The organism is Neisseria sp. P0017.S009 (genome assembly GCF_051957375.1).
In the GTDB taxonomy this organism is placed as follows: domain Bacteria; phylum Pseudomonadota; class Gammaproteobacteria; order Burkholderiales; family Neisseriaceae; genus Neisseria; species Neisseria perflava.
Genome location: NZ_JBQCWL010000009.1, coordinates 52690 through 70682 on the forward strand (window position 1 = coordinate 52690; position 17993 = coordinate 70682).

Annotated in this window: 17 protein-coding genes; 6 read left to right on the forward strand and 11 right to left on the reverse strand. The window is 51.8% G+C overall.

Annotated features, from left to right (window positions below; all coding sequences use genetic code 11):
* Nucleotides 1-13 precede the first annotated feature (13 nt).
* Nucleotides 14-469, reverse strand: a complete 456-nt coding sequence (accB, locus tag ACTHTG_RS10515; RefSeq protein ID WP_440360676.1) for an acetyl-CoA carboxylase biotin carboxyl carrier protein — start codon at nucleotides 467-469, stop codon at nucleotides 14-16.
* A 355-nt stretch (nucleotides 470-824) separates the two neighbouring features.
* Here accB and queA point away from each other — a divergent pair, with 355 nt between their 5' ends.
* Nucleotides 825-1853: a tRNA preQ1(34) S-adenosylmethionine ribosyltransferase-isomerase QueA gene (gene queA / locus ACTHTG_RS10520; protein ID WP_440360677.1), complete on the forward strand. Its 1029-nt coding sequence runs from the start codon at nucleotides 825-827 to the stop codon at nucleotides 1851-1853.
* 207 nt (nucleotides 1854-2060) lie between these two features.
* Here the strand turns inward: queA and gyrB are convergent, their stop codons facing one another.
* From gyrB to ACTHTG_RS10540, 4 genes are all read right to left on the reverse strand, one after another.
* Nucleotides 2061-4451 (reverse strand): DNA topoisomerase (ATP-hydrolyzing) subunit B, encoded by a 2391-nt coding sequence (gene gyrB / locus ACTHTG_RS10525; RefSeq protein WP_440360678.1) that lies wholly within the window; start codon nucleotides 4449-4451, stop codon nucleotides 2061-2063.
* 194 nt (nucleotides 4452-4645) lie between these two features.
* Complete coding sequence (gene prmA, locus ACTHTG_RS10530; RefSeq protein ID WP_440360679.1) at nucleotides 4646-5533, reverse strand: 50S ribosomal protein L11 methyltransferase; 888 nt, start codon at nucleotides 5531-5533, stop codon at nucleotides 4646-4648.
* 90 nt (nucleotides 5534-5623) lie between these two features.
* Nucleotides 5624-6433, reverse strand: coding sequence for a 4-hydroxy-tetrahydrodipicolinate reductase (gene dapB, locus ACTHTG_RS10535; RefSeq protein ID WP_070587563.1), 810 nt, complete (start codon nucleotides 6431-6433; stop codon nucleotides 5624-5626).
* 9 nt (nucleotides 6434-6442) lie between these two features.
* Entirely contained in the window at nucleotides 6443-6838 is a 396-nt protein-coding gene (locus tag ACTHTG_RS10540) for an outer membrane protein assembly factor BamE (protein WP_070587613.1), read from the reverse strand.
* 151 nt (nucleotides 6839-6989) lie between these two features.
* Here ACTHTG_RS10540 and fur point away from each other — a divergent pair, with 151 nt between their 5' ends.
* The 3 genes from fur to dapD all read left to right on the forward strand — a co-directional run bounded on the left by fur (nucleotide 6990) and on the right by dapD (nucleotide 9395).
* A complete protein-coding gene (gene fur / locus ACTHTG_RS10545) occupies nucleotides 6990-7487 on the forward strand; it encodes a ferric iron uptake transcriptional regulator (RefSeq protein ID WP_003682812.1) in 498 nt (165 codons plus the stop codon).
* A gap of 77 nt (nucleotides 7488-7564) precedes the next feature.
* Entirely contained in the window at nucleotides 7565-8311 is a 747-nt protein-coding gene (gene aat, locus ACTHTG_RS10550) for a leucyl/phenylalanyl-tRNA--protein transferase (RefSeq protein WP_440360680.1), read from the forward strand.
* Between the two features lie 262 nt (nucleotides 8312-8573).
* Nucleotides 8574-9395, forward strand: a complete 822-nt coding sequence (dapD, locus tag ACTHTG_RS10555) for a 2,3,4,5-tetrahydropyridine-2,6-dicarboxylate N-succinyltransferase (RefSeq protein WP_003749076.1) — start codon at nucleotides 8574-8576, stop codon at nucleotides 9393-9395.
* Between the two features lie 196 nt (nucleotides 9396-9591).
* Here the strand turns inward: dapD and ACTHTG_RS10560 are convergent, their stop codons facing one another.
* The 6 genes from ACTHTG_RS10560 to ACTHTG_RS10585 all read right to left on the reverse strand — a co-directional run bounded on the left by ACTHTG_RS10560 (nucleotide 9592) and on the right by ACTHTG_RS10585 (nucleotide 16366).
* Nucleotides 9592-10386 (reverse strand): glycosyltransferase family 8 protein, encoded by a 795-nt coding sequence (locus ACTHTG_RS10560; RefSeq protein ID WP_440360681.1) that lies wholly within the window; start codon nucleotides 10384-10386, stop codon nucleotides 9592-9594.
* Nucleotides 10387-10424: 38 nt separating this feature from the next.
* Nucleotides 10425-12227 carry a DNA recombination protein RmuC gene (rmuC, locus tag ACTHTG_RS10565; RefSeq protein WP_440360682.1) on the reverse strand — a complete coding sequence of 601 codons (1803 nt, stop codon included), beginning with the start codon at nucleotides 12225-12227 and terminating at the stop codon, nucleotides 10425-10427.
* 1033 nt (nucleotides 12228-13260) lie between these two features.
* Nucleotides 13261-14625: a tRNA uridine-5-carboxymethylaminomethyl(34) synthesis GTPase MnmE gene (mnmE, locus tag ACTHTG_RS10570; protein ID WP_440360683.1), complete on the reverse strand. Its 1365-nt coding sequence runs from the start codon at nucleotides 14623-14625 to the stop codon at nucleotides 13261-13263.
* Nucleotides 14626-14737: 112 nt separating this feature from the next.
* Nucleotides 14738-15277 (reverse strand): DUF924 family protein, encoded by a 540-nt coding sequence (locus tag ACTHTG_RS10575; protein ID WP_004520918.1) that lies wholly within the window; start codon nucleotides 15275-15277, stop codon nucleotides 14738-14740.
* A gap of 243 nt (nucleotides 15278-15520) precedes the next feature.
* Nucleotides 15521-15658, reverse strand: coding sequence for a hypothetical protein (locus ACTHTG_RS10580; protein ID WP_371509011.1), 138 nt, complete (start codon nucleotides 15656-15658; stop codon nucleotides 15521-15523).
* 51 nt (nucleotides 15659-15709) lie between these two features.
* A complete protein-coding gene (locus ACTHTG_RS10585) occupies nucleotides 15710-16366 on the reverse strand; it encodes an NAD(P)-dependent oxidoreductase (protein ID WP_128582097.1) in 657 nt (218 codons plus the stop codon).
* Between the two features lie 119 nt (nucleotides 16367-16485).
* Between ACTHTG_RS10585 and ACTHTG_RS10590 the strand changes: the two genes are divergently transcribed.
* Nucleotides 16486-17376, forward strand: coding sequence for a LysR family transcriptional regulator (locus tag ACTHTG_RS10590; protein ID WP_049336934.1), 891 nt, complete (start codon nucleotides 16486-16488; stop codon nucleotides 17374-17376).
* Nucleotides 17373-17645, forward strand: coding sequence for a GIY-YIG nuclease family protein (locus tag ACTHTG_RS10595; protein ID WP_049336935.1), 273 nt, complete (start codon nucleotides 17373-17375; stop codon nucleotides 17643-17645). The genes ACTHTG_RS10590 and ACTHTG_RS10595 overlap by 4 nt, the downstream gene beginning before the upstream one ends.
* Nucleotides 17646-17993: the final 348 nt, after the last annotated feature.

Genomic DNA, 17993 nt, shown 5'->3' on the forward strand with positions numbered 1-17993 from the left:
CTGAAAAAGCGGATTATTCAATGATGAAGAGCGGCTCGCCGTATTCGACCGGAGTACCGTTTTCAACCAGAATTTCTTTAACGACACCGGATTTCTCGGCTTCGATTTCGTTCATCAGCTTCATGGCTTCGATAATGCACAAAGTATCGCCGGCTTTTACTTGTTTACCTACTTCAACGAAAGCTGCAGCGTTCGGGCCGGGAGCGCGATAGAACGTACCGACCATAGGCGATTTTTGCGCGTTGGACAAATCGCGAGCGGCAGGGGCGGCTGGAGCGGCTGCGACCGGAGCCGCGGCAGGGGCGGCAACCGGAGCGGCTGCGGCAGGTGCCGGAGCAGCATAAATAGGCGCTGCGGCGGCAGTGGTGCGCGTAATGCGGACTTTTTCTTCGCCTTCGGTAACTTCAATTTCTGCAATGCCTGATTCTTCGACCAAATCAATCAGTTTTTTCAATTTACGCAAATCCATTGCTTTTCCTTTTTAGCGCGGCATAAAGTACATATTGGGTATGCGCCGCTGTGGTTTTAGATGATTTCCTGAGACGTCGGAAGACTGGTTTGCCATCCGGCGTTTAAATAATGTCGGAACAGGGCGGAGCCTGAGAAATGAATCCGGTTATTTTCCCGAACTTGTCGGTAAATGTCCAGTAAAAGATAGAAAAAAGGCGTTTTTCGGCGAAAAAAGAAAGGAACGCTGATTTTCATTAAAAGGTGATTTTTTCAAGAGCGTTTATTCTAATTTATTGGTTTTTCGACAAAACATGCCGTCTGAAAACCAACTTTGCGCGTATAATGGCGCCTGTTTTTTTAAAGTATGCACGACAATGGATATTTCCGATTTTGATTTTGAATTGCCCGAAAAACTGATTGCCCAGCATCCTCCGGAAGTGCGCGGCAGCAGCAGGCTTCTGGTTGCCTTGCCGACATTGCCGATTGAAGACCAATATTTCGGTGATTTACCCGATTATGTCGCACCGGGCGATGTGCTGGTGTTTAACAATACCAAAGTGATGAAGGCGCGCCTGTTCGGCCAAAAAGCCAGCGGCGGCAAAATCGAAGCCCTGATTGAGCGGGTATTGGACGCGCATACCGCATTGGCGCATATCCGCTCGTCCAAATCGCCGAAACCGGGTACGGAATTGATTTTTGAAGGCGATATCCGTGCCGTCATGATGGAGCGTGCGGAAGAATTGTTTTGCCTGAAATTTGAAGGCGAGCAAACCGTTTACGAACTTTTAGAGCAAAACGGCCATCTGCCCTTGCCGCCTTATATCGAACGCGCGGCCGATGATGAAGACGACAGCCGCTATCAGACCGTGTACGCCAAGTATCAAGGCGCAGTGGCCGCGCCGACGGCAGGTTTACACTTTACCGATGAATTGTTGGGCCGTCTGAAAGCCAAAGGCGTAGAAACCGCAGAAGTAACCCTGCACGTCGGTGCCGGCACATTCCAACCCGTGCGCGTCGATAAAATTGAAGAACACAAAATGCACAGCGAGTGGTTTGACGTACCGGCCGAGACCGTTGCCGCCGTTGAAGCCGCCAAAGCGCGCGGCAATAAGGTGTGGGCGGTGGGCACAACCTCCATGCGCGCCTTGGAATCCGCCGCACGCGAAACAGGCCGTCTGAGAGCCGGTCGCGGCGATACCGATATTTTCATTACGCCAGGCTACCGCTTCAATGTTGCCGACCGATTGATTACCAACTTCCACCTGCCCAAATCAACCTTGCTGATGCTCGTCAGCGCGTTTTCGGGCATGGAGCATATCCGCAGCGTTTACCGCCATGCGGTGGAACAGGAATACCGCTTTTTCAGCTATGGCGATGCGATGATTTTGGGGAAAGCGGAATAAATTTGAAGCGGATTGGAGCGTTTCAAATGGGGTATTTGGGTTGTCCCGAATCTGAATCAGTTGGAATGCTCTAAAATACGCGAATCAAAATAAATTATTGAAGTAAACACGCAAAGTTGTTGGGATTTGAGTTGTAAGAAATAAAGTACAAAAACAAAAAAGGCCGTCTGAAAATAGTTTTTCAGACGGCCTTTTATCTTTCCATGCTTAGGCGTCGATGTTTTGCGCCAGCAGGGCGTTGTTTTCGATGAAGGCACGGCGCGGTTCGACTTCGTCGCCCATCAGGGTAACGAACACTTCGTCGGCGGCGATGGCGTCTTCGATGCGGACTTTCAGGAGGCGGCGGACGGTAGGATCCATCGTGGTTTCCCAAAGTTGTTCCGGGTTCATCTCGCCCAAGCCTTTGTATCGTTGGATGGACATGCCTTTTTGGGCAACGCTCATCAAGATGTCCAAAGCGGCTTCAAAGCTGTCGATGTCGTATTCGTTGTCGCCTTTGTAGAGCTTCGCCCCTTTGCCGACCATGCCTTTGAGTGCGGCGGCGGTTTGGGTAAGGGTTTGGTAGGCTTTGCTGTTGAGGAACTTAGGCTCAAGGTAGCTCACCATCACATTGCCGTGCAGTTTGCGTGTGATTTTGATGAACTGGTGTCCTTCGTGGCCTTCGATACGTTCGAGCGCGACTTCTTTTTCGTCCAAGAGACCGCTCAATTCGGCAACGGCGCGGTCTGCGCTTTCTACTGTACTGAGGTCGACCGGCGAAGCGTGCAGCATGGCATGCAGGACGAGTTCGTCAATGATGCGGCTTTCTTGCTCGATGACGGTTTTGGCCAACAGGAATTGTTTGGCAGTATTGGCAAGCTCTTCGCCTTCGATGGTGCGGCCGTCTGAAACGATTTTGGCTTTTTCCAAGGCCAAACCGAGCAGCCATTGGTCTTTTTCCAATTCGTCTTTGAGATAGCGCTCTTGTTTGCCGTATTTGGCTTTGTACAAAGGCGGCTGGGCGATGTAGATGTAGCCGCGTTCGACCAGCTCGGGCATTTGGCGGTAGAAGAAGGTCAGGAGCAGGGTGCGGATGTGCGCGCCGTCCACGTCGGCATCGGTCATGATGATGATGCGGTGGTAGCGCAGTTTTTCGGCATTGAATTCTTCTTTGCCGATGCCTGCGCCCAAAGCGGTAATCAGCGTGGCGACTTCTTGGCTGGCCAGCATTTTTTCAAAACGTGCTTTTTCGACGTTCAAAATCTTACCTTTGAGCGGCAAAATCGCTTGGAATTTACGGTCGCGGCCCTGCATGGCGGAACCGCCTGCGGAGTCGCCCTCGACGAGGTAGAGTTCGGACAGGGCAGGGTCTTTTTCTTGGCAGTCGGCCAGTTTGCCCGGCAGGCCCAAGCCGTCCATCACGCCTTTGCGGCGGGTAATTTCGCGTGCTTTGCGGGCGGCTTCGCGCGCACGCGCGGCATCGACGATTTTGCTGGTGATGATTTTGGCTTCGGTCGGGTTTTCTTCAAGGAAGTCGGTCAGGGCTTGGTTGATGACCTCGTTGACGACGGGGCCGATTTCGCTGGAAACCAGTTTGTCTTTGGTTTGCGATGAGAATTTCGGGTCGGGCAGTTTGACGGACAAAACGCAGGTCAGACCTTCACGCATATCGTCGCCGGCGGTTTCCACTTTGGCTTTTTTGGCTACTTCGTTGGCTTCGATATAGTTGTTGATGGTGCGGGTCATCACTTGGCGCAGCGCGGTCAAGTGCGTACCGCCGTCGCGTTGCGGAATGTTGTTGGTGAAACATTGCACGCTTTCTTGGTAGCTGTCATTCCATTGCATCGCGCATTCGACGCTCATGCCGTCTTTTTCGCCGAACGCGTAGAAGATTTTTTCGTGCAACGGTGTTTTTTTGCGGTTCATGTATTGTACGAAGCCGGCCACGCCGCCGGAGAGGGCAAAGCTTTCGTGTTTGCCGTCGCGTTCGTCGGTCAGCTCAATGTCTACGCCGTTGTTCAGGAAGGAAAGTTCGCGGATGCGTTTGGCGAGGATGTCGAAGCTGTATTCGACGTTGCCGAAGGTTTCCGCGCTGGCGAGGAAGCGCACGGTCGTACCTTTTTTGTCGGAATCGCCGACAACCTTCAACGGCTCTTCGGTTTCGCCGCGTACGAAGCGGACGAAGTGTTCTTTACCGTCGCGGTAGATGGTCAGCGTTACCCAGTCGGACAGCGCGTTGACGACGGATACGCCCACGCCGTGCAAGCCACCGGAGATTTTGTAGCTGTTGTTGTCGAATTTGCCGCCTGCGTGCAAGACGGTCATGATGACTTCGGCGGCGGAGCGGCCTTCTTTCGGGTGGATGCCGGTCGGCATGCCGCGGCCGTTGTCGGCCACGCTGACGGAATTGTCGGCATGGATGGTTACGGTGATTTTGTCGCAATGTCCGGCGAGCGCTTCGTCAATGGCGTTGTCGAGCACCTCGAACACCATGTGGTGCAGGCCGCTGCCGTCCTGCGTGTCGCCGATATACATACCGGGGCGTTTGCGTACCGCTTCCAAGCCTTCCAGCACTTGTATGCTGTCGGCGCCGTATTCTTCGTGTTTTTGGTCAGTCATGGTCTTTTCTTGCTGAATTTCAAGGAATTTTTCCGTGCGCGCAATGAAATGTCAAACGGGCGCGGCAGATGTGTTCCGAAAGGTCAAAATAATAGGCAATTATACCTGATTTTGCTGGAATATTCAGCGTTTTAAGTACAAAAAGGCCGTCTGAAAGATTAAATTTCAGACGGCCTTTGTATCGGAAAACAGGTTTAGCGTTTGACGCCGCTCAATCGCGCCCAGCCTTCTTCGATTTCGGCAGGCTCAATGTCAAACCATTGGCTGTAAATGCCGCTGAGTTCTTCGACTTGTTCGTCCAAAAGGCCGGACAAGACAATGCGGCCGCCTTGTTTGGTACGCGCGGCAAGCATTTCGCCGAGCATACGCAGCGGGTTGGCCAGAATGTTGGCGACAACGACATCAAATTGGCCTTGCGGCAGGCCGTCCGGCAGGTAGAACTGCGCGTCAACGTTGTTTTGCGCGGCATTGTCTTTGCTGGCGCGGATGGCTTGTTCGTCAATATCTACGCCGATGGCGGAGCCTGCGCCGAGTTTGAGGGCGGCAATGGCCAAAATGCCTGAGCCGCAGCCGTAGTCCAATACGCTTTCGCCGCCTTTGAGCTGTGTGTCGAGCCATTTGAGGCAGAGGCGGGTGGTCGGATGGCTGCCTGTGCCGAAGGCAAGACCCGGGTCAAGTTGCAGGTTGACGGCATTGCCGTCGGGCGCTTCGTGCCAAGACGGGGTAATCCATAGGCGGTCGGAAATTTGAATCGGGTCGAATTGCGCTTGGGTCAGGCGTACCCAGTCTTGATCTTCAAGGATTTCGCCGGTGTATTTCAAATCGTTCAAACCGCATTCCTGCGCGGCGGCTTTGATAATGGAAGCGGCATCATCGCTTTCGCCGAAAAGGGCGATAACTTTGCTTTGTTGCCAGATTTGCTCGGTCGGCATGCCCGGCTCGCCGAAAATGGCCTGCTCGTTTTCTGTACCGGCGTAGGCATCTTCAATGGCGGCAGACAATGCGCCGTGTTCCATCAGCGCGTCGGCAAGGCGTTCGGCGACGGCATCGTTGACGTTGATGGTGATTTGTTGATAGGACATGGTGGGGCTTTCTTTGTTAATAAGGCCGTCTGAAAATCGACGTTGTGCTTTCAGACGGCCTTGTAAGGTATGAAACCTGATGATGCGGGTTTATCGGTTTTTCAAACCCAGTACGTCTTGCATATCGTACAGGCCTTTTTTGCCGTTTGCCCAAACTGCGGCGCGTACGGCACCGGCAGCAAAGGTCATGCGGCTGCTGGCCTTGTGGGTGATTTCCACGCGCTCGCCGTCGGTGGCGAAGAGGGCGGTGTGGTCGCCGACGATGTCGCCTGCGCGGACGGTGGCAAAACCGATGGTGGACGGATCACGCGGGCCGGTATGGCCTTCGCGGCCGTAAACGGCGCATTCTTTGAGGTCGCGGCCGAGTGCGTCGGCAATGACTTCACCCATGCGTAACGCAGTGCCGCTTGGGGCATCGACTTTGTGGCGGTGGTGGCCTTCGATGATTTCGATGTCGTAGCCTTCGTTTAACACGCGGGCGACGGTGTCGAGGATGTGGAAGGTCAGGTTGACGCCGACGCTGAAGTTGGCTGCAAAGACAACGCCTATTTTTTCGCCTGCGGCTTGGATGGCGGCTTTGCCTGCATCGTCAAAACCGGTCGTGCCGATGATGATGTTGACGCCTTTTTCCACGCATTTTTGCAGGTGTTTCAGGGTTGGCTCGGGACGGGTAAAGTCGATAAGGACATCGCTTTGAGCCAGTACGGCATCCACGTCGTCTGAAATGGTAACGCCGGTTTTGAGGCCGGAGGCGAAGCCTGCATCCAAACCCAATACTTCCGAACCAGAATGCTCGAGTGCGCCGGAGAGGACGGCATCGGGATGGTTGTTGACCGCTTCAACCAAAACGCGGCCCATGCGGCCGTTGACGCCGGCAATGGCGATTTTCAATGCGCTCATGGGATTTCCTTATTTCGCGTTGGTTTCGGTAGTCGGAACGATGTTTTGTCCGGCTTGAACGGCTTCGATGGATTTTTGGATGGCATCGCCTTCGGCGCGTGCGAGGACGTCGTTTTCAAAGTACAGAGTCAGGTTGCTTTGTTCTTTGATGATGCCGTTGCGGCTGGTGTTGAAAGTGTAATCCCAGCGGTCGGCATGGAAGGCATCGCGCAGGAGTGGCGTACCGAGCAGCAGTTGGACTTGGTCGCGGGTCATACCTTGGCGCAGGGAAACCACGGAGCGGGGATTGAGCTCGTTACCTTGAATGATTTTGAGTTTGTAGGATGGAAAGTTGGATACGCGCTCGGCACTGCATGAGGCCAGACCTAAAATAGCGGCGATGGCAAGGCATAAGGCTTTATTCACGGGCTTACCTTTCTGTGTCATTTCGGGAAAGATGTTTATCATCGCTTGAATATTTTTAAAAAGCAAACGATAATCATCTTCTTAATTTTTCTTTTCGCCGATTTTCAATTGCAAGACCGGCGGCAGATTGCCGCCCTTTAACGGCCCAATAGTGGGCAAACGGGCGGAAAGTGCGTATTATAACGGTTATTACCTTACAGGGATATTGAATATTATGGAAAAATTCAGCAACATTGCGCAATTGAAAGACAGCGGTTTGAAAGTTACTGGTCCACGTTTGAAAATTTTGGACTTGTTCGAGACTCATGCCGAGGAGCATTTGAGTGCGGAAGATGTGTACCGTATCCTGTTGGAAGAGGGTGTGGAAATCGGCGTGGCGACGATTTACCGTGTGCTGACCCAGTTTGAACAGGCCGGCATTTTGCAACGCCACCATTTTGAAACCGGCAAAGCGGTTTACGAATTGGATAAAGGCGATCACCACGACCACATCGTCTGCGTGAAATGCGGCGAAGTAACCGAATTCCACAATCCGGAAATCGAAGCGCTGCAGGACAAAATCGCCGAAGAAAACGGCTACCGCATCGTCGATCACGCGCTGTATATGTATGGCGTATGCGGCGAATGCCAAACCAAAACCAAACGTTAAGCAGTTTGTATGTTGATTTTTCAGACGGCCTTGGGCATTTTCAGCCTGAGGCCGTCTGAAACTTTATGGGCTTTACGATGAAGATTCCTTTTCTTGCGCCACGGGATTATCGTTTCCCCGACCCGTCTTACGCTTTGGCAGAATGCGACGGCTTGGTCGGCGTCAGCGGCGATTTGGATACGGGGCGGCTGTTGTCGGCGTATGGGCAGGGGATTTTTCCGTGGTTTAGCCGCGACGGTTGGTTTTTCTGGTATGCGGTTGCGCCGCGAGCCGTGATCGTGCCGGAAAGCCTGTATATCGGCCGTTCGCTCGCCAAAACTTTGCGCCACAAGCCCTATCGGGTAACGGTCAACCGCTGTTTTGAAAAAGTGATTGCCCATTGCGCCAATGTGCCGCGTCCGGAACAGGACGGAACGTGGATAGAGCCTGCGTTTCAGACGGCCTATTTGAAGCTGCACCATCAGGGGCATGCGCATTCGTTTGAATGCTGGCTGCCGGATGAGCAAGGCGAAATGCAGTTGGTTGGCGGATTTTACGGCGTGCAAATCGGCTGCGTGTTTTATGGCGAGTCGATGTTTGCCTTGCGTCCCGATGCGTCCAAGATTGCGTTTGCCTGCGCCGTCCCGTTTTTGGCGGATTTGGGTGTTGCGCTGATAGACTGCCAGCAGGATACCGAACATATGCGCCGTTTCGGTTCGCAGTTGATGGATTTCACCGATTTTCAGACGGCCTTGAAAGATTGGAACGCGAAACCGTTAAAGCGGAATATCGAATGCGGCGCGGTGGCTGAAAATCTGCTGCAAAAGATTGGCGGCGAAGATTGATTTATCGGCACGGCGTGTCGGTAGAATCGACAGCCTGCATATTGCGGCTGGGAAAACGGTTGGAAAATAAACGCCATTCCATTCACTTGAACAGGCCGTCTGAAAATCTTGGCTTAGCCGAAATCCGGCCGTGTAACGCTTGGCGCTCATCATGTTAATAGCTGACGAAATCGCTTTTACATGGCAAAATAACGAGTTAAAAATTTGTAATAGGGTGGCCTGAATAGGTTTCAGACGGCCCTGATCTCTTGAAGGAATCAACATGTCTTTGCAAAACATCATTGAAACGGCTTTTGAAAACCGTGCCGAAATCAATCCGAATACCGTTACTCCGGAAGTGCGTGAAGCGGTTTTGGAAACCATTCATCAACTCGACTCCGGCAAACTGCGCGTTGCCGAGCGTTTGGGCGTGGGCGAGTGGAAAGTTAACGAATGGGCGAAAAAAGCCGTATTGCTGTCTTTCCGCATTCAGGACAATGAAATCCTCAACGACGGCGTGAACAAATACTTCGACAAAGTGCCGACCAAGTTTGCCGATTGGTCGGAAGATGAATTCCGCAGCGCAGGTTTCCGCGCAGTTCCGGGTGCCGTTGCCCGCCGCGGCAGCTTTGTGGCGAAAAATGTCGTGTTGATGCCTTCTTATGTCAACATCGGCGCATACGTTGACGAAGGTGCGATGGTCGATACTTGGGCGACTGTCGGCTCTTGCGCGCAAATCGGTAAAAACGTGCACTTGAGCGGCGGCGTCGGCATCGGCGGCGTACTCGAGCCTCTGCAAGCCAGCCCTACCATTATTGAAGACAACTGCTTCATCGGTGCGCGTTCTGAAATCGTTGAAGGCGTGATTGTCGAAGAAGGCAGCGTGATTTCTATGGGCGTGTTCATCGGTCAATCTACCAAAATCCTTGACCGTACTACCGGCGAAATCTATCAAGGCCGCGTACCGGCTGGTTCGGTTGTCGTATCCGGCAGTATGCCTTCCAAAGACGGCAGCCACAGCCTCTACTGCGCAGTTATCGTCAAACGTGTGGACGCGCAAACCCGTGCAAAAACTAGCGTGAATGAATTGTTGCGCGGTATTTAATCGGATAACGATGACGCCGGCTGAGGGTGGCAATGCTTACTTTACAGTCGGGTTTGAACACAAAACAGGTAGAATATTCTGCCTGTTTTTTTATGGCTTAAAGGCCGTCTGAAACGATTTCAGACGGCCTTTTGTTTTTGATGATGGGTTGTTTTAAGGTCAATTGAGGCAAGGGAAGGGTATTCCCTGTCTGCGACTACGCTTCCGGCCAGTCGGCGCAATAGTATTGCCAATAGATTTCTTCAAAAGGAATCTTGCCGTAATCGCACAACCACGGTTTGGCGCGTGTGGTGTAATGGATGACGGGCGGAACGGTATCCGGCAGAGGGAACATTTCGTCAAGGTCGTATGTTTGGAAAAATCTTCTGGCGCCGGTTTGGTAATTCCAAGACTCTTCCAATTGCAGCCAGTTTTCTTGAAATACGGTGTTTAGAAAGCATTGGTCACCATAGGGGACGGCTTTATCAATGGTGGCGGCGGTTTGCAGCAGTTGCTCCGCGATATTGTGTTTGCGCCATTGACCCAAATCGGCCAGCAGCATGCCGGAATTGAAATAGGGTGTGGTGTGCAGGCCGGTCGGATGGTTCCAATCGGTACGGGCAAGATAGGAATCTTGTACGGCGGCGACGGGATAGCCGCGCATATCGAGGTTGAACAAATCGTGTAAGGATTGGGTAACCACCATATCGCTGTCGAGATAAAGGGCGCAGTCGACGGGCAGGTGCTGCATCATCAGGCGGAAAAATGCGGCATCCGAAATATGGGACAGGCGGCGATATTGGCTGAAGTCCATTTCAATTTTGACATCATTCAGACGGCTGCCGCTGGCGGCGAGTTTTTGGTTGGTATAGTTGATCCATTCTTTCCTGAAGGTGTTGTGCATAAGGTAGAAATTGACACCTGTATTGTGCGTACAGACGGACTTCATCAGGGTATGAACCTGCTCGGCGTAGCCGGTATCGGCGGCAAGGACGATGGTGATGTTGCTCATTGGTTAAATTCCCTTTATTTGCAATGTCTTAAATTTTGTCAGTTATTTTCTTGGTCTTGTGCAGTCGGTAAGGCAGCGTGGTCTTCGGTTTCCGACATAGCTTTTTCTACTAAATCCCGTTGCAGTTGTTTGCCGGCTTTGATGCCCAATTTGCGCAGTTTTTCAGTGCTGCTGATGAGGTTACCCCTGCCGTAAACCAAGCGGCTGTAGGCCGTCTGAAACTGGGATTGTGCCTGACCAAGCGCTTTATTGATGCCGTCCATGCTTTCGACAAAGCCGACAAATTTGTCATAGAGTTTGCTGCCGGCCTCGGCAATGGCCAGCGCGTTTTGGTTTTGCTGCTCGTTGCGCCAGATGTTGGCAACGGTGCGCAGGGTGGCGAGCAGGGTGCTGGGACCGGTCAGCATGATGCGTTTGTCGAAACACTCTTGGAAGAGGTTCGGATCGTGTTGCAGGGCGAGGAGGTAGGCAGGTTCGACAGGGACGAACATAAAGACGAAGTCCAGCGTTTTGACGCCTTCAAGGTCGGTGTAATCTTTTGCTGCCAAGCTTTTGATGTGGGCGCGGATACTGGCGACGTGGTTGGCAAGCTCGCGCTCTGCTTCTGCGCCGGTGCTTTGCGTATAGCGGACGTAGGCGGTCAGCGATACTTTGGAGTCGATGACGATTTGTTTGTTGTCGGGCAGATTGATGAGGACGTCGGGCTGAAGGCGGCGTTGGGTGCCGTCTGCTTCGTGGCGGACGCTGGAGGCTTGGGCGATGTATTCGCGGCCTTTTTGCAGGCCGGAGTTTTCCAATACGCTTTCCAAAATCATCTCGCCCCAGTTGCCTTGGGTTTTGTTTTGCGTGCCGGTCAGCGCGGTGGTCAGCGCTTTGGCATCGTGGTGGAGCTGGGTGTTGAGGGATTGCAGGCGTTTGAGCTCGTTTTCGATGGTCAGGCGTTCTTTGGCTTCTTTTTCATAAGTCTGCTGAACCAGCTCGCTGAAGCCGTGGATGCGTTCGTTGAGCGGATTGAGCAGTTGTTGGAGATGGTCGTGGTTTTGCTCGGTAAAGCGGCGGCTTTTCTCTTCCAGAATAGTGTTGGCGAGGTTTTGGAACTGATCGCTCAGGTTTTGACGCGCATCTGCCAGCAGGGCTAATTTTTCTTCGGCGGCCTGACGGTCTTTTTCCGATTGGGTGGTGAGGCGCTCGTTTTGGACTTGAAGCGCGTGGTTCTGCTCCAAGAGGGCGGCGTATTCTTGTTTCAGACGGCCTTTTTCGGCTTCCTGTTGCTGTAAAAGTCTGTTTTTGTCGTCGATATTGGCTTTTTCTTGGGTCAGTTGTGTGGAGAGGCGCTCGTTTTGGACTTGCAGCGCATGGTTTTGCTCTAATAGCGTGTCGTATTCTTGTTTCAGACGGCCTTTTTCGGTTTCTTGTTGTTGCAAAAGCGTATTTTTATCCGCACTCAAGGCCTGTTCTTGAACCAGCTGCGTGTTTAGGCGTTCGTTGTTGATTTGCAGGTTTTGTGCGCTTTGCTGCCATTTTGCACATTCGTGTTTTAAAGCTTCGGCTTCGGCCTCGCAATCTTGCAGATAGGCAATTTGTTTTTCGGCTGCGGCAAAGCGGTTGCCCGTCTCCTGCAATTCGTCTTGCAATTCCTGCACGGTATGGCGGCTTTGCGCCAAGTCTGCCGCAGTCTGGGCCTGCACCTGCTCGGCAAACTCATGCAGGCGGCGGCTTTCGGCCAATTCTTGCAAAACGGTAAAGTGTCGGCTTTGGGCTTGGTAGCGTGTTATCAGCCAAGCAAACAGCGCGCCGATAAAAAATGCGGCCGCGCTGGTCAGGATTAGGGTGGTGTTCATGCTGGAAATAGTCAATATGCGGAATGTTTCACTATATCATATATTTGCAACGCATTTTATGGTCGGATATGCGCTAGAAACATGTGTTTTCTTTAAAAGAAGCTATCAAAGGTATTGGTTTTGACTAATTAAATATTTTTGTTGTAAAAAATATAAATTCATAAGATATTGAATCTTAAAATATATTTTATTTAGAGTGCAATTTTGCAACAAAAAAAGTGCGATTTTATGGGGAAAATGAAACACGTTTGTAGTGCGTATGTAATCAAGACATCGGTGTCATCTGGTAAGACATCGGTGTCATTTTCAAAAAATAATGAAAATTAACAAAAAATATTAGTATGTTTGATTTTTGCGCTATATATTTACGATTAAACTGTATTAGTTTACATTTAAAACGGTATGATTCGCCCTGTCGGTAGCGCAGATGCCGATGAAAAAATGTAATGTGTATGTTGTTAAATAACATTTTGTTTCTATGAAAAAGGACTACTTAAAATGGGAAATTTAATAACGCTTGCTGCCGCTTCTTTAATCGGTATGTCCGGAATATCGGCTTCTGCCATCGGCATCTCCCGTAATATCGAAACGGCCATACACAAATAATTCAATTATAAACGAATCAATTACAATACCTTAGAAAACGCAACTTAGGCCGTTTTTCGGCCGACAGACAAGAAAGTGAGACAAACAATGAAAACTTTAATCAAACTGGCTGCAGCCTCTTTAATCGGCATGTCCGGCCTGACCGTCGGTGCAACCAATATTGCCCACAATATGGCTGATGCCGACAAATAAAAACACACAACGCTTCCTCAATCAATACACAGAAAAGAGTCAGAATGAAAAAATTAATCAAATTGGCCGCGGCTTCTCTGATCGGCATGTCCGGTTTGACAGTGGGTGCGACCAATATCGTCAAGAATATGGCAGAAGCTGCCAATAAATAAATACGAGTAAAACAAAGCTTGTTTTGGTGATAAAAAGGCCGTCTGAACATTCAGACGGCCTTTGTATTTGATGGCAAACCGTTTTATTTGCCGATACAGAAGCGCGAGAAAATCACGCCCAGCAAATCGTCGGCGGTAAATTCGCCGGTGATTTCGCTGCACGCGTTTTGGGCGAGGCGCAGGTGTTCGGCGAAAAGCTCGATTTGGTTGTTGTTGCAGAGTGCGGCGTTTTCCAGCTCGGCTTCGGCTTCGTGCAGGGCGTTGAGGTGGCGGCTGCGGGCGAGGAACAGGCTCTCGCTTTCGCCCTGCCAGCCGACTTCCTGCAACAGCGCGTGTTTGAGCAAGTCGAGACCCGAGCCGGTTTTGGCGGACAGGCTGATGACGGTGTCCGCGCCGGTTTGCGCGAGGCCGTCTGAATGGACAGCGACGGGTTCGCCGGTCAGGTCGGCTTTGTTGTGGATTTCGATTTTTTTCAAACCTTCGGGCAGGCTGTTCAAAATGGCTTGGGTTTTGGCGTTCACGCCTTCGCGCGGGTCAATCAGAATCAGGGCGACATCGGCTTCAGAGACGGCTTTGCGGCTGCGCTCGATGCCGATTTGTTCGACCACGTCGTCGGTTTCGCGTAAGCCGGCGGTGTCGATAATGTGGACGGGCACGCCGTCAAGGGTAATTTGTTCGCGCACGGTGTCGCGGGTGGTGCCGGCGATGTCGGTTACGATGGCGATGTCGTCGCCCGCCAAGGCGTTGAGCAGGCTGGATTTGCCGACGTTGGGCGCGCCGACAAGGACGACGTTCATGCCTTCGCGCAAAATCGCGCCTTGTTCCGCGCTGGCGAGCACGGTTTTCAGACGGCCTTGCAGGGCTTGGAGCTTGCCGCGCGCGTCGGCGGCTTCGAGAAAGTCGATGTCTTCTTCGGGGAAGTCCAGCGTAGCTTCGACCAACATCCGCAAGGTAATAAGGTCGTCCACCAGCTCGTGTATGTGTTGGGAAAACGCGCCTTTGAGCGAGCGCAACGCCATGCGTGCGGCGGACTTGCTGGAGGCGTCGATGAGGTCGGCGACGCTTTCGGCTTGAGCAAGGTCGAGTTTGTTGTTGAGGAAGGCTCGTTTGGTAAATTCGCCCGGCTCCGCCATGCGCGCGCCCAGTTCGAGGCAGCGCGAAAGCAGCATATCCATCACGACGGGGCCGCCGTGTCCCTGCAATTCAATCACGTCTTCGCCGGTAAAGCTGGCGGGCGCGGCGAAGTAGAGCAGGATGCCATTGTCTATCGGCTGCCCGTCGCCGCCGAGAAAGTCGGTGTAAAGCGCGGTACGCGGTTTGGGCGTTTTGCCGCCGCTGAGGGTTTGCGCCAAAGGCAGCAGGTTTTTGCCGGAAAGACGGATCACACCGACGCCGCCGCGTCCGGGTGCGGTGGCGATGGCGGCGATGGTGGGTTGGGTTGCGGACATGGTTGGCTCGTATCTGGAATTTAATAGACGGTATTATATAGTGATTTCACGATGATGCAGGCCGTCTGAAAACCTTGATTTCGGTTTCAGACGGCCTTTGACTTTGATGGAATTAAAATGATGAACCTTCCTGCTTCAGAAATTCTGCTTCTTCTTCCGTGGTTTTACGCCCCAATACGGCGTTACGGTGCGGATAGCGTCCGAAGTGGTCGATGATGACTTTGTGTTTGATTTCAAAGGCCAATGCGTTTTCATTGGTATAGCGTTCAAACAGCGGTACGGCTTGTTCATGGATAACTTGGCTTTCGCTGTGCATCAACGGCATCAGCATGAAATGGCGTTCATGCGGAAGGAGGTCGGCAAAGCCGGGTTGGCGAACGGCTTCTTGGGCAAGAATGAGTGCAGCAGTATCTTGGGCAAACGCTTGAGGGCTGTCGCGGAACAGATTGCGCGAGAATTGGTCAAGAATAATGATTTCGGCGAGCCTGCCTTGCAGAGTATCGCGCCAGTGTGAAAGTTCGCCGCGAGCTGCCTGCTGCCAGATATCGAAAAATTGAGCGCGAATTTGGGCATCGAATCCATTGTTGCGGGCAAATTGGAAAGGGTGGTTTTCTTCGGTAAACCAGAAATCTAAGACAGTTTGAGGTGTCATGAAAACTCCTTGAAATAGAGTACAGGGAAAATTGAGGCCGTCTGAAAAATTAGAGAGATGCTTTCAGATCATCTTAACCATCAGCGCTTGCGTGAGAAAAGATCGGTAGCGGAGTGGATTGTTGCTCACAATATGCAATTTATGATCTACATCTTTTCAGGATGGGCTCCTTACTACTCTGGTACAGTTCCTTCACTTTGTTCAAAATATTTTTGTAATTTTGATATAAATTGCCGACAGATTTTATTCGTATGTGGAGACGACGACAATATTTTGCACTTGGAAAACTTTGCTTGCGTTGCCGACATAAGCTGTTGCACCAATCACTGCGATTTTCATGTGTGACTTCTTGTTGAGATTCGATTGATGAGATGAGCGCATGCAAAGGCCGTCTGAAACTTTTAGTTTCAGACGGCCTTTAAATTAAGATGATTAAACAGCGGCGACGGTAAAACGTTCAAACAAATGCGCTTTGTTTTCCACATCGTCGGCGATGGCGACTGCCAAATCGGCCACGCTGATGCCTGCCGGAATTTCACCGTCCATCAGCAAATCGTCTTTGCCCAAGCGGTATTTGCCGGTTTGGTCTTCGCTGAAACCGCCGTCTGCGCCCAGTCGTGCCGGAGGGGAAACGAAAGACCAGTTCACGTCGCGGCGCGGCAGGAGTTCTGCCAAGAGATGGCGTGCGGCATTGGCACCGTCGAAAATTTCTTTCGGGAAGTCGGGCGTATCGATAACTTGCAAACCGGGTGCCACATACAGGCTGCCCGCGCCGCCGACAACCAACAAATAAGGCACTTGCGCTGCTTTTGCCGCTTCGACGATGCTGTTTGCGCCGCGTGTGAAATCCGCGCCGATGTTGGGATTGGTCCAGCCCGGGTTGAACGCGCTGACCACGGCGTCAAAGCCTGCCAGTTTGTCGGCAAAGTCGGCTGCATTGACATCTGCGGAGACTGCGGCAACATTTTGTGCTTGGAAAACTTTGTCTGTGTTGCGAGCGAAAGCGGTTACTTCATGACCGCGGCCTGCCAATTCTTGAACGACTGCGTTGCCGACATAACCAGTTGCACCGATAACTGCGATTTTCATGTTTGATTCCTTGTGGGGATGTGATTGATTAGATGAGTGCATTGTAAGGCCGTCTGAAGCGCTTGATAATCCCTGATTTACTGTTATTATTGTGAAGTTGAACTACATAATTAGTCGAAATGCAAGACATCAAACCCCTGCTCGTTTTCGCTGCCGTCCTCGAACACGGCAGTATGAACGCCGCTGCGGCCACGTTGGGCATGACGCCGTCTGCCGTCAGCCAGCACATCAACCGCCTCGAAACCCTGCACGGCATCAAGCTGTTAAACCGCAGTACGCGCAGTCTTGCGCCGACCGATGCCGGCCGCGCCTTGGGCGAATACTGCCGCCGCCTCGCCGCCACGCTTGCCGATACGCGTACCGTTATCGACAATCTGAAAACCGAACCCGTCGGCGAATTGCGGATTTCCTTGACGTCTACGGTCATCGAGTCCCGCGCTTTTCAGATGGCCTTTTCACGATTGCAAACCGAGTTTCCCAAAATCCGTCCTGTCCTTAATTTCAGCGATACTTTGGACGACCTGCAACACAATCAGACCGACATCGCCATACGCGGCGGCGACCGAGCTTTGGACGATCCCAATCTTATCGCACGTCATCTCGTGACTTGGCCGTACATAATTTGCGCCGCGCCGGATTATCTTGACCGACATCCGCCCATTACCCATCCCTCTCAGCTTCATGCACACCGCTGGCTGCATTTTTTACCTGTCCGCACGACCTTGCAAAATGGTGAAGAAAGCTATTTCCTTGACGTCGCCGACAGCATTGCCTGTACGCATCTTGCCGCCGTGTGCAGCCTGACCGAAAGTGGATTTGGTTTGTCTTTGCAAGTGGGCGGCGAAGTGAGGGAGAAAATTGCACAAGGCCGTCTGAAAGCGGTTTTGCCTGAATGGACATTACCACCGGTCAGCCTTTATTTGGTAACGCCTTATCGTGTGCAGTCTGCCAAAACCGAGGCTGCCGTGCGCATTTTTACCGAGAGTTTTGCCAAGGAAGGGGATTTATGAACGCGGAAAATTGGAGCGTTTACCTGATTTTGTGCGAAAACGGCGCGTTTTATTGCGGCATCAGCAACCGTCCGCAAGAGCGATTTGCGGCGCACTTGTCAGGAAAAGGCGCGAAATACACGCGTTTGAACAAGCCTGTCGAGATGCGCATCGTTTCAGACGGCCTGAACAAGAGTGAAGCGCTAAAACAGGAAATCGGCATTAAGAAATTGACGGCAGAGCAGAAGCGGGGATTGTGGACTGAAGCTGAAACCTTGGCAAAAGGCTAATGGCATTGGATTAAATTGTAGTCGGAATATGAAAAACTCTATAAACAAGTAAGCCTGCCGGTGTCTTTTGCATGGCCAAGCGGCAAATGTTTATTAACATGATTCAAAAAGGCCGTCTGAAACCTGATTGGGATTCAAACGGCCTGTTTGGATGGGGATGGCTTTTAGGTTGACGCTACTTATGGAGAAGTCGGTAAAAAGTTGAATTCTAAAAGAAACTTTGAAAATAAAATGAGTAACTGCTTGAACAATAAAATGAAAGTTATCGCATTTCATGACAAATGGGGTGAATTTCTATCCGAGTGGAGAGGTGGTGTCAATATGTTTTTCAGTTTTTGAGACAAAATC

What these genes read in the sequence shown, in the direction of transcription:
- ACTHTG_RS10560 (WP_440360681.1), bottom strand. Translation starts at nt 10,386, where the DNA reads ATGAGCAACATCACCATCGTCCTTGCCGCCGATACCGGCTACGCCGAG.
- ACTHTG_RS10590 (WP_049336934.1), top strand. Translation starts at nt 16,486, where the DNA reads ATGCAAGACATCAAACCCCTGCTCGTTTTCGCTGCCGTCCTCGAACAC.
- dapB (WP_070587563.1), bottom strand. Translation starts at nt 6,433, where the DNA reads ATGAGCGCATTGAAAATCGCCATTGCCGGCGTCAACGGCCGCATGGGC.
- ACTHTG_RS10575 (WP_004520918.1), bottom strand. Translation starts at nt 15,277, where the DNA reads ATGACACCTCAAACTGTCTTAGATTTCTGGTTTACCGAAGAAAACCAC.
- queA (WP_440360677.1), top strand. Translation starts at nt 825, where the DNA reads ATGGATATTTCCGATTTTGATTTTGAATTGCCCGAAAAACTGATTGCC.
- dapD (WP_003749076.1), top strand. Translation starts at nt 8,574, where the DNA reads ATGTCTTTGCAAAACATCATTGAAACGGCTTTTGAAAACCGTGCCGAA.
- ACTHTG_RS10585 (WP_128582097.1), bottom strand. Translation starts at nt 16,366, where the DNA reads ATGAAAATCGCAGTTATCGGTGCAACTGGTTATGTCGGCAACGCAGTC.
- rmuC (WP_440360682.1), bottom strand. Translation starts at nt 12,227, where the DNA reads ATGAACACCACCCTAATCCTGACCAGCGCGGCCGCATTTTTTATCGGC.
- mnmE (WP_440360683.1), bottom strand. Translation starts at nt 14,625, where the DNA reads ATGTCCGCAACCCAACCCACCATCGCCGCCATCGCCACCGCACCCGGA.
- ACTHTG_RS10580 (WP_371509011.1), bottom strand. Translation starts at nt 15,658, where the DNA reads ATGCGCTCATCTCATCAATCGAATCTCAACAAGAAGTCACACATGAAA.
- gyrB (WP_440360678.1), bottom strand. Translation starts at nt 4,451, where the DNA reads ATGACTGACCAAAAACACGAAGAATACGGCGCCGACAGCATACAAGTG.
- aat (WP_440360680.1), top strand. Translation starts at nt 7,565, where the DNA reads ATGAAGATTCCTTTTCTTGCGCCACGGGATTATCGTTTCCCCGACCCG.
- prmA (WP_440360679.1), bottom strand. Translation starts at nt 5,533, where the DNA reads ATGTCCTATCAACAAATCACCATCAACGTCAACGATGCCGTCGCCGAA.
- ACTHTG_RS10595 (WP_049336935.1), top strand. Translation starts at nt 17,373, where the DNA reads ATGAACGCGGAAAATTGGAGCGTTTACCTGATTTTGTGCGAAAACGGC.
- accB (WP_440360676.1), bottom strand. Translation starts at nt 469, where the DNA reads ATGGATTTGCGTAAATTGAAAAAACTGATTGATTTGGTCGAAGAATCA.